Raw genomic sequence first — 17,517 nt, forward strand, 5'->3', positions numbered from 1 at the left:
AGGAGTAAATCCTAAAGTTTCAGTCTCGGCGCTCCTTGTTGTGATTGATTCGATTCATAATGTATAAAGCCAAATAACCGCCGATCAGCACTGCAATCAAGTTTACGTTGGAAAGTTGATAGATGCCGACCTTAGGAGATATCAACCAGAACACGATGTCTCGGATGATATCCTGAAAAATGGAAAGAATAATTAAGGAGCCAAGTAAAGCGACCAGAAAGGCCACCCAAAAACCGCCTAGTAAGTCTTTGCGCTTATAAAAATAGAAATACCAGGCGAGACCGCCGCTAATTCCGACAACAAAAAGTGCATTAGTAAACGGAGTCCACCATCCAACGGAGAATGCGGCCAAGACTAAAAAAGGTTGAGTGCCGAAGGAAGGAAGAAAATCGTAGAACGAAGCCAGGATTCCCATCTGGTTTACAGGTTTTCCGGGTTTTGGGATAAAGTCGAGAATTTTAGCGAAAAAAGGGTCCTACCTTCCTTGAAAATCTTCAGAGACAGCACTAAATATTTCGGCATCGTTGGAAATCCACTTTCCCATACGCTTTCCCCCCTACTTCATACCGGGTGGTATGAAGACTTAGGTCTAGATTTCGCCTACATGGTCTTTCCCATTTCGTCCATTGAAAAACAGGACTTAACAGTACTATACAAATTCGGAATCAGAGGACTTTCCGTCACGATACCTCATAAGGAACAAGCATTTAGGTTGGCGGATAAAAAGGACGTTGCTTCCGAAGCGATGAAGGCAAGCAACACTCTCGTCTTACAAGAAGGATCGATTAGCGCGCATAATACGGACGGAATCGGAGCAGTTCGGGCGATCTTGGAACAAAGTCCCTCCTCGTTGAAAGGACGAGTCCTAGTCTTGGGAAGCGGAGGAAGCGCGAGAGGAATTGCCTTTTCACTTTTGGAAAAAGGAAACGTAGAGTCCTTGGTTATTGCCGCAAGAAACGGAGATGCAGGAAACGAAATCGTAGATTTGCTGGATCGAGTTCGACCGGGAAGGACCTCCTTCCTTTCGTTAGAAAATGCGGAACGAGAATGTGCCGAATTCTCCTTGGTCGTGCACACGACTCCACTCGGAATGAAGGGAAAGGAGCCGGGTCCGATTTTTTCCCCTTCGTCCTTCAACCCGGGTCAAACCGTTTTCGACATCGTATACAACCCGCTCGTAACTCCGCTCGTTAAGATCGCCCGATCCTTCGGCGCGACCATTATACCCGGCACCGAGATGTTATTGTACCAAGCAGTAGAGCAATTCGGTTTATTCACAGGTATCCAATTGGAAAACGAACTCATCGATAAAGGAAGACAAAGGCTTCGTTCCGCTCTGCACGGAAATTAATCGCACATGCCTTTTAATGATTTTTTAAAATTCGCGTCTAGTCTGGTTAATTTAGAAAAAACCAGAAACTTCAATGTATTCAAAGAATATACTTTGGAAGCGTTTCGGAATTTTTTAGATAAACATAATTGGAGGCAAAGGCGTTCCTCTCGTCTCCGAATTTCAGTTGTCGGAACGAATGGAAAAGGATCCGTCTCTCATTTTCTTTCCCAGACATTTTCCAAGCTGAACCAAAAAGTCGGGTTATATACCTCCCCCCATCTTCTCGGCCCTGCCGAAAGGATCCGAAAGGGACCGGATTTCGATCCGATTTCACCTGCGGATTTGGAGAATGTTGCAAGATTGATTTTCGAGAATGCCGACGAATCGGAGTTATCTAATTTATCCTGGTTTGAATGGTTTACCTTAGGGGCTTTCGTTTATTTCGAATCGCAGGATTTGAACGTTCAAATCTACGAAGCCGGACTCGGCGGAAGATTGGATGCTACCAGTCTCTCGGAGCCGGATGTCGTAATATTATGTTCGATCGGAGAGGATCATAAGGCGATACTCGGCGATAGTAAGGAAAAGATACTTCTCGAAAAACTGAATATTGCAGGGCCAAAAACTAAGCTACTGTTGTCAATGCCCCACGAGAACGAACTGGACGAAATCATACGGTCTTTTTGCTCCGAGAAAGGAATCGAACTCCTTTTCTTCGAAAGGAAATCGCTCGAGGAAGCTTATTTAATCTACAATATAAATTTTGCCGTTTGGGCAACTCGAACAATCTACGATATGCTTTCGGTTACATTAGCTTTTCTAAAAGCTCCAAGCTCGAATGATTGTAAATGGTTCTTTGATGAAAAACCTTTCGTTTCCTATTCGGCTGCGCTGAAGGCCGATTTCCGATCCCCACCGGGAAGATTGGAGGTTCTCTCACGGAACCCTTTCGTAATTTTCGATCCTGCGCATAATCCGGACGCTGTACGAACGACTCTTCGGGATATTTCCATTCTGTATCCGGAAAAGAAATTGTCCGTGATAGCCGGTTTTTTACCGGATAAGGACGGGGAAAGTATGGCTAAAGATATCGAACTCTTTGTAAAAAATCTTGGGACGAGAGCCGCGTTCCTAAAAGGTCCCGAATTTAAATTGCCGGAAGGATTCGAATCGCTTGCCCTGGATCCTAACGACTTTTCAAAACGATTATCCGATTTTTCCCGAGATGGAGTTCTCGTTTTAGGAAGCTTTCGTCTTTATAAATATGGAATCGAAGCGATCGAAAAGAATACGAAATAAGATTCAAAATTTATGTTTGAATCTTGCATAGGTCTCCGTTTCGAACTGATTCTCCAACCCTCTTGCAAAATACGGCGTTTTGACGGGAGCAACACCTACGTCGATGGTTTCCGAGTCCAAACCTAAGACGTAAAAGGAAACGGAAAATACCAACATAGCGGCAATTCCATAAAGCATCAATCCGCTGTGAATTCCCGTATCTCGATCGATATAGCCCGCCAATCCTCGGTAATAATTGGCCTTCGACTCCGCCTGACTATGAATATTATACTGATAATAATACGCGGCAGCAAACGAATTGAAATTCGAGGAATTCTGAATTAAGGACGCCAAACCGGTGACCGTCACGGCATCAGTCATCGGCCGCGAACCTTCGAGAATAGAATCCGCTTTTAAATTAAAGTAATAATATCCCGCGTAGAACAATAAACTTCCGTACAACGAATATATAGCGAAATCGTCGTAAGTATGATCCAGAAAAACATATTTTTTATTTTTATAATATGAAACCGAGTCGCCCTGTTTTAGAGTACCGGTTACCTCCGAAATTTGGTCCTTTTTGATTTCGATTCCTTTTAGGACATCCACATGACCTTCCTTTGAAAGTCGAATGCGATTCCAGCCCACCTTAACCGGAATTCTATTCAACGGAGTCACACCTAACAATTCGGAGCCGAAATAAACGTTCGCACCGGGCGGGTCCGACGTTACGGAGAGAAATCCTTCCTTCTTTTCCTTAAATAATTGGATATTGATTTCCTGGGAAGAGGTCCGCATATCCACCTCTCCTCGCCAATCGTTAAAGCCTTCTCGGGTAACCCTAACATCGTGAATTCCCGGTAGTATATCGTTTCGAACGAGAGGAGTCTTACCGATATAATTCCCGTCCAAAAATACCAACGACGACAAAATACCTTCCGATTTAACCGTTAAGCGAAATGTAAATTTCCCCAAAAGAAAACTTTTTAAAGATTCGACCAACGGATTCAATTCTTGATAAGAACGTCTAATGCTGGTCTTATGGGAAAATTCCTTTTTTGCCCCGTCTTTAAAAGATCGTAAGACTATTCGGATTCGCATTTCATCGACGGATTTTTTTTCGAATTCGCCGGTAACGGTATAGAAGCAATTATTTTTCCTAGCTAACGGAATAACTCCTCCGTCGTCGGGAGGAAGTTCCGATTCGAACGGCTCGGATCTAAGAGAAAGATATCTCGGATCGTTTTTAATCGGCACCACGAGTTTTCCGGAACGGAGTTTTTCAAGACGATCGGAATCCCATTCTCCTTCCTTTACTTTTCCTTGTTTTATAGAATCTTGATTTCCAAACGGATGTTGAATCGAAGTAGGAAGCGCATTTTCGTCGTATATTTGAACCGTAGTTTTTAATCCGGAATAGAGAACCGAAGCGTATCCCGCCGAATAGAAATCCAAAGCGGCATCACCCGACAGATTTCGCAGCGGAAAGAAACACAATTTACGTTCCTTTTCAAATTCGATCTTTTCTTTGGAAGACATCGACGGGAAATTATATAGATCGTCGATCGCAAATAAGGAACTCCCGCCGCAAATAGGCAACATGGAAAATAACCCGATGCATGCGCAAAGTCTCTTTGAAAAATGGGACTTCAATTCTTGCGCCCCCCGACGGAATAGACCAGGCCGAGAATTCCGAGGATGGGAACTACCAAGGCCCAGGGCGCAGATTCGGCATAATCTTTCGAGAAAGCGATTTGCTCTCCCAAACCTGGACCGAAAGTATCTCCTCCTGCCGAGATTCCCAAGAATCCGAAAATCGCCAGAGTCATAACTACCGAAGGAAGTCCTGTCGTTAACAGAATTCCCAATAATTGAAACGCCTGCGGCAGAATATGACTTCGAAAAATATAAGTCTTTCCGGCCCCGAAACAAGAGGCGGCCAACACGTATCCGCTTCCTCTGACTTCTTCGATTCGAGCACGTAACGTTTCGTATGCATGTGCCCAATCGCCTAGAAGAATCGCGATAAATAGAGAAGTTGCGGTCGCACCAAACGCTTGTATTACGAGAAGAGCGAGCAATAAAGATGGGATGGAAACAAAAACCGAAGATAAGGGAGATAGAAAATTTTTCTGTAAGGAAGGGCTCGAATATGCGAGCAGTCCTAACAGACTCGCGAACATTAACGTAAGAACTCTCGCCGGAAATGCGAATAGAAATGTGGAAAGACTGCCGTAGCCGAGCATTGCCCAGACATCGCGTCCGAGTCGATCTTTTCCGAACGGAGCCTCCACGCTAATGGACCGAAATGATTCTCCTAATTCGACCTGAGTCGGGGGAGAATGTAGAAGAATGCCGCCTAACGCGATCACGAGAAAACTTCCTATGACTATGAATCGTATAGAATCCGAGAGCTTCATGCTGATTGTGTCTCCCAGCCAAGAAGCCCATCTCGAACTCTTTCGGAAACTCTTGTTAGAAGATAAAATATCGTTCCGCTATAAAAAAGTAACGCGGAAAGTAGCGGAGCATCCATCGTACGAATTGCATGATACATCGATTTTCCGATGCCGGGAAAGAAGAATATTTCCTCCACGACGATGGCGCCGGACAGCAGGGAACTAAAATCCAACAAAATCAATACCAGAAGTACTGGTAAGATCTTAAGAAGAATATGCCGAAAGAGAATCCTCATTCGTGAATAACCGCGGGCTCTTAGTACTGTCACGTAAGCGGAGGAAGATTCGGATTCAGCCATCCCGAAAGAGAATCGGAATAATCTGGCCCATACGCGGGAACCTAGAGCCACCCCCGGAAGAATGACATAGGAACTATTCCAAGACTCGTAACCTCCGGGAGGAAGCCAACCTAGAATAAAGAAAAATACGACTAAGAGAACGACGGCAAAGACAAAAATCGGCGTGGAAAGAATAATTTGGCTAAGAATATCCAGAAGAATTCGCAACCAACTCGACTTTAGGAGTAAAGCAAAGAATGCCAATCCTATTGCGAAAAGCACGCTCCAAATGATCGCGAAGAAGGCAAGATGAAAGGTCGGTAAAAATCGGGAACCGATATGAGAAAGGACCGGGTCGCCGGATTCGGTAAGCCCAAGATCGAAGCTAAGAATGCCTTTCCAAAAGGAAAGGTACGAATCGATAAAACTCTTTTGCTCGGAAAGCGAACGGCTATCTTGATTTGTAATTCCGGAGTCGGCGTTTAAAAATTCCCGATCCAAAGAACGCAATTGAGAAAACAGGACGGAGACTGCGGACAGTAAAACGATAAAAACGAGAAATCGCCTAGCCTCTTCCAACAAAGTCGCGTTCCTTACGGAGTAAAGGCTTTCCGAATCTCCTCAAAGTCCCTGGAATCGATCAGTTTTTCCCTGTCCTCCTTGACATTCAGAGTTTTAGCGATCTGAGCAAGAGTTTTAATATGTTCCTGAAACTTGGACTTGGGAACGATTAATAAGATAAAAATATGTACGGGCAAGTGATCGATTGCGTCAAATTCGATCCCTTGTTTCGAAAGACCCATTACGCATTTCAGTTCATCGACTAGATTCACGGAGCAGTGAGGAATGGCTACCCCGCTACCGATACCTGTCGACATCGACTTTTCCCTTGCAAGAAGAGACTCGAAAACGGGTTCCCGAACTTCCGGTCCGATGAGTTTGACATCGACTGCCTTTTGCAGTAAACGTGAAATCACCTCTTCTTTCGAAGAACCTTCAAGATCAAATATTACGGTCTCAGGCTTAAGTAAAGCCAGGAGCTGGTTCATGCTTCTCTATCCTATCTCCTAGGAAAATACGAATCAGGAGGGATTCAATGAAAAAAAACGACGCGACCCAAGTGAAAGAGGGAATGGTTCCTGCTGAAATGAAAAAAATTCCGATGGCAATTGGTACCAAGGATAAAAAAGAGACGGGAAGAACCGACTCCGTATTGTGTCCCGGCATAGCAAGTGCAATGGCAAACGCAGAACTTGCCGCCCAGATCGGTTCCGAAATAAAATCTCTAACAGGAATACCGAATTGGAAAGTCCAGATTGCCAAAAAAACTCCGAACGCAATCGGAAGAAGTACGGCGATAGGTCGTTTCAGAAAAATCGGCAATAATAATAGGACCGAGTAGCCCCCGGACGCCTGCAAAGCGGAAAATCTCTCGCTCGGATTCGCGTCCACTTGAAACACTCCGCGAGTGTATAAATCAGTAAAGTTCGGATCTTGAAATCCAAACCCGGGCGACACGGACCAAATTTGTATCCCAGGAATGAGATAGAGTAAAAGGAAAATTAAAAGTTGCACTAGAGCTAAAGGAAATCGAATTCTTAATTTTCTTTCCCCTATCCACCAAAGTCCGAATCCGATTAAAACGGCAAAGATCGCATGTAATGCAAATCGCTGGTCCCTCGGAATTAAAAGAGCAAAATAAAGAGCATGATTAATCCAATAGAACCCGTAAGACTTTCTTTCGGTTAAAAAGAAATATGCGAAGGCTCCAACAAGTAAACCGAATCCTAAAGGAAGCAAAAAATATAGAGTCCCGGATGAGCCCAACGCTAATAAGAATACACAAAGAACGGCAGAAAGAATATCCGGAAAAAGCAGATCCTTTCGGCGGAAAAAACCCCTTCCAGTCGACAAGATAAAACTAAATGCCAACCGATTCCTCCTTAACCGAACGAATTCGATCTCTCAAAGAAATAAAAGAAGGACAAAGGAAGGTGCAGATGCCGCATTCCATACAAAGACCTGGTTGGAATTGGCCTAAAGTCCCCATCAAAGCCATCGGATTCGATTTTGTCGGACAGTTTAAAGAACACTCGCCGCATTCGACGCAAGGGAATTCAGACCTGAAGGCATCATGACGAGCCAGCAAAATAAGGGAGGAATACAATCGAATGTCCCAGTAAAATCCTTCTTTCGTATTGCGAACGGGATAACTTTCAAAAAAAGAATTTAAAGTAAACTGAGAATAGGAATGCTCATATTCTTCGAACAGAAACTTTAAATTTTGCCCGTTTTGGACCCGAAGAGGAGTTCCTGCTTTCCGCAAGCCGCCGTTCTTTCCCAGGAAAAAAATGCTTATCTCCCTTTCTATAAAAGGCATCCCGCCGAACATGGCTCTATAAAGATAATATAAAGTTTCAGGGCCGAGATAGATCACGTCTCTGAATCGCGAGAAGGGGATTTTTTCCGTCTTAAGTGTGAAATACTCCGGAATTCCCCAGGGATAAGCGTAATTTCGAAGGGGAGCTTTCTTCTCCAAAATATAATCCCTGATTTCAGTTTCAGGGAACCAAAGTTTGAGCGAATCTACGAATGATTTATGGCACTCCGGATTCGTTTGCAAACGGGAAGTAAAATCGATATCTTGGGAGCGAGTATAGGGAGATAAGATGATAAAACGAGGTTTGACTCTATCTCGAAAAGAATCCGACAAAGGAAGGTCCGGAAAATCCAGAGAGACCAACCCAAGTCGATCCATAGCTTCGATCGCTTCTTCCTTTTTCCAAATCTTCGGATGCAATTCGTTTTTGATCGGAAAGATTCCGTCTTGAACGATCCGGATTCGGGTTCCGCTCTCGCCGTGCGCTAAGGATGCAACTCCATTAACCGGTGAGAGTATTGTGCCTGAAGATTGTTTAAAAAGGGAATCGCCTACCTTGACCCTGGCAGGAAATTCTTTTAGCAGGAGAGCTCCGCCATCTGGAATAAGGGTGTAAGGTTCATCCAGAACCGTCTTGCGGTTTCCCGCGTCTTTGACGGTTCTGGGTTTGAGGAGAAACGGTTTTGCGAACAATGCCCTTTTTTAATTAGGGGACTTAACCATATAGATTTCGTCTTTAATGGGAAGTTCTTTCTTCAAATTTTTAATATAAGGAAGAATTTCTCCCATCGGCTCGTAAAATTCACAATCCGTTTGCATACGGCGTGCTACGGTAAAATACTTATAAAGTTTTTCCTCGCCGGAACGCTTGGACCATTTCTTTTTGGTGCATTTGACCCGGAGGATGTATTTGTCCGCCTCGGATTCATACTGCCTTACTGTTACGCAATGCAGGCAGTTGGCGCAATAGACTTTCTCGCTCATCGGTTATCCTGTTTCCTGGGGTATTTGACAGATTTAGGCCAAGGCCATGGTAGTCAACCTGTTTCTCCTATTAGAAGCCCGGAATTAGGCTTCTTGAGGGACTTCTTCTTGAACGGGCTCCTGGGCGGCAGAGGCTTTGTATTTCCAAGCTGCTTCCCGGAAGGATTGGAAGGAAACGAAGAAGAATCCGATTCCATATATCAAGAGGAAACCTACGATATACGGGCGCCCGACGAGGAAGGATAAAGCCACAGAAAAGAGACAATAAACTCCAAGTAAGAATTCCAATACTACATGAAAATCTAACGGAACAGTATACTTCAATCGTTCCTTTACCGAGTCGGAATTCTTTTCGATTCTAAGCTTAGGAGTCCGTTTAAAGGAAGATTGAATTCCAAGGACTGCTTCCAGCCAAGCGCGGGTATTGACCACTGCGATTCCGGTTCCGACCATAATCAAAATTGGAAGGTAAATTAAGCGACGTTTCCAATCTTTATAAAGGGTTTTTTGAGAGTATGCGTAGAAGAAAAGAGGCCCGACTGAACCGACGGAAAGGACTGCAGCCGTTCCTGATAATACTTCTAAAGGAAGGTCGTAGAAGCTGAATCCTGACCAGTATTCCATTAACAATAAGGGAGCGCTGAAAAGGATATTGATGATCATTAAAGGGTGAACGGAATAATTAATTAAGTGGGTTACCGCTTCAGCCTTAGTTTTCCAGGGAAGATCCGCTTTCCAAATTCTCGGTAAAAGCTTCACTGCAGTCTGAATGGAACCTTTGCACCAACGGAATTGCTGAGATTTGTAAGCGGACATCATGGCCGGTATTTCCGCCGGACATACAACATCTTTAAAATAGCGGAATTTCCACCCGCGAAGTTCTGCGCGGTAAGAAAGATCAAAGTCCTCGGTCAGAGTATCGTGCTCCCAACCACCGGCATCGATAATAGTTTCTTTTCTCCAGGTTCCTGCAGTACCGTTGAAGTTCATCCAAAGTTTGGCTCCATTTCTGGCGACCTGCTCGATCATGAAGTGACCGTCGATACCAAAACTCTGAGCCTTTGTAAGAATATTATAATCTGCGTTAATATGTCCCCAGCGAGATTGGACCATCCCGATTTGCGGATCGTCAAAGTACGCCATAGTCTTCAACAGGAAGTCGGGATCAGGGATAAAATCGGCGTCAAAAATCGCGATATAATCTCCGGTGCTTTCCTTCATTCCTGCATCGAGGGCCCCGGCTTTATGCCCAATACGATTGGTTCTGTGAAGATGCTTAATATCGAAGCCTTGTGATTTGTATTGAGCGACCAGATTTGCGGCTTTCTGGATGGTTTCGTCAGTAGAATCGTCCAATACTTGGATTTCCAACTTATCCTTAGGATATTTTAAAGCAACGGTGGAATCAATCAGTCGATCTACGACGTAAAACTCGTTAAAAATAGGAAGCTGAACCGTAACTTTCGGAAGATTTGGATCGGTAATCGAAAAAGTCCTGCTTGGATCCGTATCGCAATTCGAATTATATTTTTTATAGAGATACACCATGATGTAGGTGTGAATTCCAAAAAAGAACAAACCTAAGATATCTAAGGCGTAAATTGTGAGGAAGAGAACTGTTACCGCGGTCAGCATTTGTGCCAGGTTTTTCGGAAATAGCCGAAAAGTCAACGGGTTTTGCGGCGCAACATAGAAAGGGGAAAAATCAAGAGGACGGAGGACCCGTCCCCTCGGTTAGAAAGTGAAAATTCGCAGTGGAAGTTCCTCAACCAGGGAGGTTGTGGTCCATCCGGTTAAAGTATCGGATTTCAATAAGACGACCTTAGGGCCAGTCGCAGATTTTCTTCCAAAAATGCGAAAAACTTAGCATCACATTCGGGGGAAAAATCCGATTTCTCTGTTTTCTAACAAAACAAAATCGCAAACATTTACCTGGATTCCCCCACCTTGTGGGAGCTCCTCCAACGGAGATCGATCGAAAACTGATTGTAAAAACCGGCGAATTCGGATATGGGGGAAAATCGGAAAGATCGCGGTACCACCGATCCGGCCCCCACCCAATAAGGTGTACGTCCTGGAACATAGGTAACACTTTAGACCGGAGACATGGGTTACACTTTCAAAGTCCTAGATATTTTCTTTGTGTTCTCATTCAAATAACCTATTTTCACAAAGCTGAAGTAAATGGCCCATATGCCGTCGTCGACAGGTTCAAGACCGATATTCTCTCCACCTAAACTCTTCGTAATAAAGAATCTTTGATTTTTCCAATAAAAATTACCGTCATCGACTTTACGAATTTCAAAATGGTCTGGATAAAATATCTCGGATAGACGATTCGGATAGGATCTTAGGGAAGGTTTATAGATCTTCGCAGGCGGCTTCTGACCTAACGCCTCATGGGGACGATCATGGTTATATTCCGCTCTAAAACGATCGAATGCCTTTTGCTGCTGTCTCATATTAGAACGAATCGGATAAACCGCTTCTGCCTTCAAAGTCCTATGCATTCTTTCATGCCTTCCGTTCTCTTGTGGTTTCCCCGGATGAATCCTTTCCGGAAAAATACCTAATTTGATCCACCACATTGATAATAGGGAAATTCCCGACCCGGCAGCAAACGGAATTCCATTATCCGTTCTAATCGCATTCGGAAGGCCGTATTCTCGAAAACACTTCTCAAATTCCTTCTTTGTTTCGTAAGTCCTTGTGCCTGATAGCCCTTTGCAACTTAGAAGAAACCGACTGTAACCGTCGGATATTGTTAAGGGATAACAACGAATTCCGTCTCGCATTTTAAAATCACCTTTGAAATCAGCACACCAAACCGCATTCGGATGATCATAACCTCGAAAAGGTTCCGAAAAACGAACCATTCCCCCTCTCTTCTTACGGGGCTTTACTAAACCTCTTTTCTTAAGAATACTGCCGATCGTGCTCGCTGCAGGCCAAATAATTTCCGGATGACTTCCCTCAAGTATTACAAGCAATTTGCGAGGTCCCCAAGTAGGGTGTTGCTTACGAACTGCAAGAATCAACCGCTCTTCCGCAAAACCTACTCGGTTCGGGTTTGTGTGCGGAACCCTACTTCTCTCCAAAAGACCTTCAGGGCCTTCCTTCCGATACCGTTCAAGCCACTTGTATCCCGTCTTTCTACTTATTCCAAATGTTTCACAAAGAGAACTTATGGAAACCGTTCCGTCGCATACTGCGGCAATGAATTTTACTTTCTCGTCCATAGGGGACACCTCTTTCCACGGCAAAGGATTTTCCTCCATTTGCCTAAATTTCAGTGTTACCTATGTCACAGGTCTATTCTGTTACCTATGTCTCCGGGTTGTACCGGGTGGGGAATCCGTCCTTCAAAAACAAAGCCGAACTACCATTTATCAATCTGCGCTTAAATTACTTGTCCCTTAGATAGATTACCCTATTTTAGCCTCGATGCGCTCCGCCGTTTTAGGACTCCTTGCTGCCCTTGCCTCCTTACTTCTCGCTATCCTGTTAGAAGAGGCTCATTTTCTTTCGTTCTTAAAAATTTCCGCGCTTGTGTTGATCCTAGGGGGAACAGCCGGAGCGACATTTGCCAGCTATACAACGGAAGAATTTGCAAATCTGATTTTACATTTAAAAGATGCGGTTTTTCCTCGAAAAGATTATTCGCTTACCGATTTGTTTTTAGATTTTGCGGAGAGGGCTAGAAAAAATGGTCTGCTCTCTCTGGAAGATCGACTTGCTGCCATTCCTGATGCATTTTTGAGAAAAGGAATTCAACTGATTGTCGACGGAACTGATCCTCGAGCCGTCGAAGAAATTTTATTCGAAGCCGCCGAAGGACTCGAAGAAAAAGAAACCCGCTCGGCAAAAATTTTGGAAACCGCCGGCGGTTTTTCTCCTACGATTGGAATTATCGGAACCGTTCTCGGCCTCGTAAGCGTTCTCGAAAATTTAGGCGCAGGAACACGAGCCTTGGGAGAGGGAATTGCAACGGCCTTTATCGCGACATTCTACGGAATTACATTCGCTAACTTGATATATTTTCCCTTAGCAAATCGGATTAAAACCTGGGCGCGTTCTCGCAATAACCGGAGACAAGCGATGATTCGTGGAATCATCTCTCTGCAAACCGGAGACAATCGACGTATTTTAGTAGAGAGGATGGCGCCTTTCCTAGATTAGGAATTAGATTCACTACTTGAAATTTTTACGTTATCTTGCGCTCACTCATTCGAGACAAAATTTCGCGGATCTCATTTTCGGCTCCGGATGGAGTCAAAACGAGCAGAACATCTCCATCTTCCATTTTCGTTTTTCCGGTAGGAACTATGTGACTGTCACCTCTATAAATCAGAGTGATCAAAGAGTTCTCGGGAAAATCCAATTCATAAACGAATTTACCCACGGACGCGGAACCGTAAGGAACGATATATTCCAGTAAGTGAGTATCGCTTTGTTCCTTATTCTCGAATTCAAAAGGGTAAGAGGCGCGTTGTTCTAGAGTGGCTTGCAAGCCGAGAAGACGAACGACATACGGAATCGTGGAACCTTGCAGCAACAAAGAGGTTAATACGGTAAAAAAGACCAAATGAAAAATCATTTCCGATTCGGGAAGCTGCTTGGCGTACGGAAACGTCGCAAGAATAATCGGAGCTGCCCCTCTTAATCCTACCCAAGAAATTAATATCTTTTCCCGCCAATCCACCCCGAATCCGGTCAAAGAAATGAAAACTGAAATAGGACGGGCGATTAGCATTAGAAAAATAGAAAATGCAATACCGATTCCCGCGACCGGCGGAATTCTAGAGGGAAAAACCAAAAGACCCAAGGTAAGGAACATTACGATCTGCATTAGCCATCCGATCCCGTCCATAAACCGCACGTTACTTCGTTTATGAACGAATGATCTATTCCCTATAATGATTCCCGCTATGTATACTGCAAGGAACGGGTTCCCGCCGATTAACTCAGTTGCCGCATATACGAACAAAACGGACGCCGATAATAGGACCGGATATAAACCCTCGTAGTCCAGTTTAATTCGATTCATCCCGCGATAAATCCAGTATCCTAAAAGCAACCCGAGCAGGATTCCTAAGGTAAATTGCTTAAAAATTTCCCAGACAAGTAATTCGAAACTCGGAGCCGCGCTCCCAACAAAACCTAAGATCGTAGTCGTCAAAAGAACCGCAAGAGGATCGTTACTACCCGATTCTAATTCCAAAAGGGATGTTAACCCTTTTCGCATCCCGGTATTGCTCGTACGCAGCACGTTAAATACGGCGGCAGCATCCGTAGAAGAAACGACTGCTCCTAAAAGAAAACCGACGAGAGGTGGAAACCCCAGCACATAGACTGAAAATAAACCCACGATCACGCAGGTTAATAGTACGCCTACACTGCCGAGTGAAATCCCCATCCATAAGACCGGCCTAACCTTGGTCCAATCGGTTTCTAATCCGCCGGAGAATAGAATAAAAGCCAAGGCAATTGAACCTACTTTTCGAGCTAATTCCGCATCCGAAAATGGAATACCTAACAAACCGTCGGAACCGGCTAACATACCGATCGACAAAAAAATGAGTAGGGCCGGGACTCCGAATTTAGAGGAGACTCGAAGTAAGCCGATACTGATAATGATCAGGCTCGATAATGCAAGTATTGTGAATTCAAACTCCATTCGGTTACGAACGATACTTTCTCGGACCTTTTATTTTTTACGAATCGTTTTTTCTTTTCGGAGAGGAAGAAAAATGGGAAAGAAATCGCTTTTCGGACTTCGCAAGAGTTCCTGTCCTGATCTTTTTGGAAAAAACCTTGGTCTATACGACGTCCGAATTAAGCTCGAAAAAAAGATCTTCTAATTCTCGAGCATCAGTAACTTCTACAAGTCGATCCTCGCCATATTCGTCGGCTTCTATTCTGACCGCGAGATAGCCGAAACTTTCTTCCCCTTTGAGAAAGCCTACATCTAAATTTATTAATTCTCGATCTTCCTCGGTCGAGGGAATCAGCAAAAAATATTGAGCTTCATCAATCTCAACCACCTCTCCGATCAAAAACGAATATGGATTTCCGTCTTCGTCGATAAGATTTAAAATCTCCTCCCCGAATTCCTCGTGGTCTCTTTCCTCCGAACTTGTTTCATACGACTCAAGCATTTTTTTCCCTCCCTTTTCTAATCGACCGAAATGTCGATTTGCCGGAAAAGTTTCCGGCCCGTGGACGACCTCGGAAAAGGTAGACAAGATGTAAAAAAGAAAGATATTAGGTGCGGAACAACGTGTTGCCGGAAGCCCGCAAAAATGGACAAAAAGAGAAGTTATTTCCTTTCGATCTTAGTCGGGTGTCTACTGGGGTTTGTATATTGCTCCAATAGAGATAATCTAGGAATCCAAATCAAAAACGGCGTCTTAGAGGCTCAGCTATGGAACCCGGAGCAAAATACGCTATCCTTAGAAGGCGAGTGGGAGTTCTATCCTAAAGCATTCTTAGTTTCCGAACACGCCAAGGTTGAATCTTCCCCTATTATCACTTATATACCGAATACTTGGAATCGGTTGCAAAGAGACGGAAAGGTTCTATTTCCGGATGGGAAAGGATACGGTACGTATCGGTTACGATTAAACCTTCCGGAATCCAGACCGGCACTCGTAATACGGATTCCGGATCAAGGAACCGCCTACGTGCTGTATGCTGACGGCAAACCCATCGCATCAATGGGAAAGATAGGAAAAAATTACGAAGCCTCCATTCCGTTTCTTAATTCCACAATCGTTAATTTGCCGGAAAATACCCAAGAGTTAGCTTTTGAAATTTCGAATTACAGACATATTTACGGAGGCCTTTGGTATTCTCCACGGATCGGAAAACAAGAAAAAATATTAAATGAAAAATATACCGACCTCGCGCTGGAAATTGCGACATCATCCTCGGTTTTAGTATTGGTTATCTATCAGATCGCCGCATATCTTTTAACTCGGAGAGAAAGGGCTCCGCTTCATTTCGCAATATTCTCGATGGCCGGCACGCTACGTTTTTTTCTAACCGGCGATAGGATATTTAATTCGATATTCCCGGAAATTCCTTGGGAAATTACCCATCGACTCGAATATATATCGACGTACGCATTGTCCTCGGCATTTTTTTCTTACGCCGCCTCGCTCTTCCCTTTGGATTTCCCGAGATGGAGTGAAAAAGCCTCTCTAGCATCCTTCTCTTTCTTTGCAATCGTCACCATTTTCTTCCCGGTCGAGTATTATGGAAGATTGTTAATTCCGTTTCAAAGTATCGTGATCATAGGTTCATGCTTAATTTTTTACGGATGCATCAAAGCCTTGATCAACAAAAGAGAAGGCGCTCGGTTATTTCTTTTCGGAATTCTCACAATTCTCCTAGCCTCGACAAACGACATTCTTGCTTCCCACTACTTACTGCATACTCACTATATTTTAACCCCGGCCATCTTTATTTTCATTTTCCTCAATAGCCTCACTCTCGGAGTCTCTTTTTCGAAAGCATTGGAAAGATCCCAAATCGTAAGCTCCAAACTAAAATTGGCCAACAAGGATCTGAACGATCTGAAAATCCAACTCGAAAGAAAAGTCGAAACGAGAACGAAAGAATTAATGGAGGCGAAAAACAGGGCGGAAGGAGAGGCGAAATATCGATATGATTTTTTAGCAACGATGAGTCACGAAGTTCGGACTCCGTTAAACGGTTTAATGGGAACAGCCAATCTTCTCTCCGATACCCCTCTAAACGGGGAACAAAAAGAATATTTAGATATCATCCAATTATCCAGTGAAAATCTTTTGCAACTCGTAAACCAACTTCTTGATCTTTCCAAGATAGAAAGTAATCGGTTCGAATTGGAAGTCATACCGTTTGATCCGTTTGCGATTCTGCAAAAAGCGGCGAAATTCGTTAAAGCCCGCGCCGAGGAAAAAAGGATTTTTCTTGATATCCATTATCCTGAACATCATCCGGGCATCTATATCGGAGACGAAGGTAGAATTCAACAAGTACTCTTAAACCTATTAAGCAACGCTATTAAGTTTACCGGTTCGGGCGGGAAAGTAGTGTTAGGCGTAAAAACTGCCGGGGAAGATTCGCAATCCCGAATATTAGAATTTTGGGTGGAAGATACCGGCGTCGGGATCGCTTCGGACAAGGCCACGGACCTCTTTGAGCCTTTCGTTCAGGCGGATTCGTCCATTTTTCGAAATTACGGTGGGAGCGGACTGGGCCTTACCATCTCCAAAAAATTAGTGGAATTGATGGGTGGAAGCATTCGAGTCGTAAGCCAAATAGGTAAGGGTTCGAAATTCACTTTTTTACTCCCTTTTCCGCAAGAGGAGGGAGAAGGTTCCGAAATCCCGGATGAGAAAACGGCTTATATTTCGTTCAAACCTAAAAAAATCCTGATCGTAGAAGACCGCGAGCCTTCCAGAACCATCGCAAAAAAAACATTAGAAAATATGAATATGAAAGTGAGCGTCGCTTGCGACGGAAAGGACGCCTTATTTAGACTGACCAATGAAATTTACGATTTAGCATTGATCGATATAGAAATGCCCGAATTGAGCGGGATAGAAGTAGTTCGCTCCCTAAAAGAGCAAGGGGGAAAGCTCCCGATTTTAGTAGCCTGGACGGCTCACGCCTTACCTGGCGCGGAAGCGGTTTTTCAATCCACAGGATTCGACGCTTACCTTCACAAACCTTCTTTGCGAAGAGATTGGGAAAGACTTTTAAAAACCTATTTTCCGCAATGAGTATCGATTAAGGTATGCGCTACTGCCGGAAGAA

The 17,517-nt window shown here is 44.0% G+C and carries 16 protein-coding genes; 4 read left to right on the forward strand and 12 right to left on the reverse strand.

Translation table 11 applies throughout. The annotated features are described in order from the left end of the window. Positions 1-19: 19 nt before the first annotated feature. On the reverse strand, positions 20-415 hold the full coding sequence (locus LEP1GSC058_RS10850; protein WP_010414739.1) for a hypothetical protein: 396 nt from the start codon (positions 413-415) through the stop codon (positions 20-22). Positions 416-484: 69 nt separating this feature from the next. Between LEP1GSC058_RS10850 and aroE the strand changes: the two genes are divergently transcribed. After that, complete coding sequence (gene aroE, locus LEP1GSC058_RS10855; protein ID WP_039948298.1) at positions 485-1,351, forward strand: shikimate dehydrogenase; 867 nt, start codon at positions 485-487, stop codon at positions 1,349-1,351. 6 nt (positions 1,352-1,357) lie between these two features. After that, positions 1,358-2,632, forward strand: coding sequence for a glutamate ligase domain-containing protein (locus LEP1GSC058_RS10860; RefSeq protein WP_016550120.1), 1,275 nt, complete (start codon positions 1,358-1,360; stop codon positions 2,630-2,632). Positions 2,633-2,635: 3 nt separating this feature from the next. Here LEP1GSC058_RS10860 and LEP1GSC058_RS10865 read toward each other — a convergent pair whose 3' ends face one another. The 9 genes from LEP1GSC058_RS10865 to LEP1GSC058_RS10905 all read right to left on the reverse strand — a co-directional run bounded on the left by LEP1GSC058_RS10865 (position 2,636) and on the right by LEP1GSC058_RS10905 (position 11,975). After that, positions 2,636-4,264: a PEGA domain-containing protein gene (locus LEP1GSC058_RS10865; RefSeq protein ID WP_039948299.1), complete on the reverse strand. Its 1,629-nt coding sequence runs from the start codon at positions 4,262-4,264 to the stop codon at positions 2,636-2,638. Beyond that, positions 4,261-5,031, reverse strand: coding sequence for an ABC transporter permease (locus LEP1GSC058_RS10870; protein WP_016550945.1), 771 nt, complete (start codon positions 5,029-5,031; stop codon positions 4,261-4,263). Before LEP1GSC058_RS10870 ends, LEP1GSC058_RS10865 begins: the two co-directional genes overlap by 4 nt. Beyond that, positions 5,028-5,930 carry an ABC transporter permease subunit gene (locus LEP1GSC058_RS10875; protein ID WP_016550395.1) on the reverse strand — a complete coding sequence of 301 codons (903 nt, stop codon included), beginning with the start codon at positions 5,928-5,930 and terminating at the stop codon, positions 5,028-5,030. Before LEP1GSC058_RS10875 ends, LEP1GSC058_RS10870 begins: the two co-directional genes overlap by 4 nt. Positions 5,931-5,941: 11 nt before the next feature. Continuing rightward, positions 5,942-6,397, reverse strand: coding sequence for a PTS sugar transporter subunit IIA (locus tag LEP1GSC058_RS10880; protein ID WP_016550728.1), 456 nt, complete (start codon positions 6,395-6,397; stop codon positions 5,942-5,944). Beyond that, the gene (locus LEP1GSC058_RS10885) at positions 6,372-7,280 is read right to left on the reverse strand and encodes a hypothetical protein (protein ID WP_039948300.1); all 909 of its coding nucleotides are present in this window, start codon (positions 7,278-7,280) and stop codon (positions 6,372-6,374) included. Before LEP1GSC058_RS10885 ends, LEP1GSC058_RS10880 begins: the two co-directional genes overlap by 26 nt. Beyond that, on the reverse strand, positions 7,270-8,421 hold the full coding sequence (locus LEP1GSC058_RS10890) for a hypothetical protein (protein ID WP_016550917.1): 1,152 nt from the start codon (positions 8,419-8,421) through the stop codon (positions 7,270-7,272). Before LEP1GSC058_RS10890 ends, LEP1GSC058_RS10885 begins: the two co-directional genes overlap by 11 nt. Before the next feature lie 9 nt (positions 8,422-8,430). Beyond that, positions 8,431-8,712 (reverse strand): hypothetical protein, encoded by a 282-nt coding sequence (locus LEP1GSC058_RS10895; protein ID WP_010414765.1) that lies wholly within the window; start codon positions 8,710-8,712, stop codon positions 8,431-8,433. Between the two features lie 84 nt (positions 8,713-8,796). Further along, positions 8,797-10,347: a cellulose synthase family protein gene (locus tag LEP1GSC058_RS10900; RefSeq protein WP_039948301.1), complete on the reverse strand. Its 1,551-nt coding sequence runs from the start codon at positions 10,345-10,347 to the stop codon at positions 8,797-8,799. Between the two features lie 476 nt (positions 10,348-10,823). Beyond that, positions 10,824-11,975 carry an IS481 family transposase gene (locus tag LEP1GSC058_RS10905; protein WP_016549681.1) on the reverse strand — a complete coding sequence of 384 codons (1,152 nt, stop codon included), beginning with the start codon at positions 11,973-11,975 and terminating at the stop codon, positions 10,824-10,826. 181 nt (positions 11,976-12,156) lie between these two features. On the opposite strand from LEP1GSC058_RS10905, the gene LEP1GSC058_RS10910 reads away from it, so the two are divergent. Further along, positions 12,157-12,891, forward strand: coding sequence for a motility protein A (locus LEP1GSC058_RS10910; RefSeq protein ID WP_016550715.1), 735 nt, complete (start codon positions 12,157-12,159; stop codon positions 12,889-12,891). Positions 12,892-12,916: 25 nt separating this feature from the next. Here the strand turns inward: LEP1GSC058_RS10910 and LEP1GSC058_RS10915 are convergent, their stop codons facing one another. Both LEP1GSC058_RS10915 and LEP1GSC058_RS10925 read right to left on the reverse strand, forming a co-directional pair. Next, complete coding sequence (locus LEP1GSC058_RS10915) at positions 12,917-14,389, reverse strand: potassium/proton antiporter (protein ID WP_016550017.1); 1,473 nt, start codon at positions 14,387-14,389, stop codon at positions 12,917-12,919. A gap of 142 nt (positions 14,390-14,531) precedes the next feature. Then, positions 14,532-14,870: a DUF1292 domain-containing protein gene (locus tag LEP1GSC058_RS10925; RefSeq protein ID WP_039948571.1), complete on the reverse strand. Its 339-nt coding sequence runs from the start codon at positions 14,868-14,870 to the stop codon at positions 14,532-14,534. Positions 14,871-15,014: 144 nt separating this feature from the next. Here LEP1GSC058_RS10925 and LEP1GSC058_RS10930 point away from each other — a divergent pair, with 144 nt between their 5' ends. Further along, positions 15,015-17,483, forward strand: coding sequence for an ATP-binding protein (locus LEP1GSC058_RS10930; protein WP_016550509.1), 2,469 nt, complete (start codon positions 15,015-15,017; stop codon positions 17,481-17,483). Positions 17,484-17,517: the final 34 nt, after the last annotated feature.

Origin of the sequence: Leptospira fainei serovar Hurstbridge str. BUT 6 (assembly GCF_000306235.2) — a bacterium.
Classification (GTDB): domain Bacteria; phylum Spirochaetota; class Leptospiria; order Leptospirales; family Leptospiraceae; genus Leptospira_B; species Leptospira_B fainei.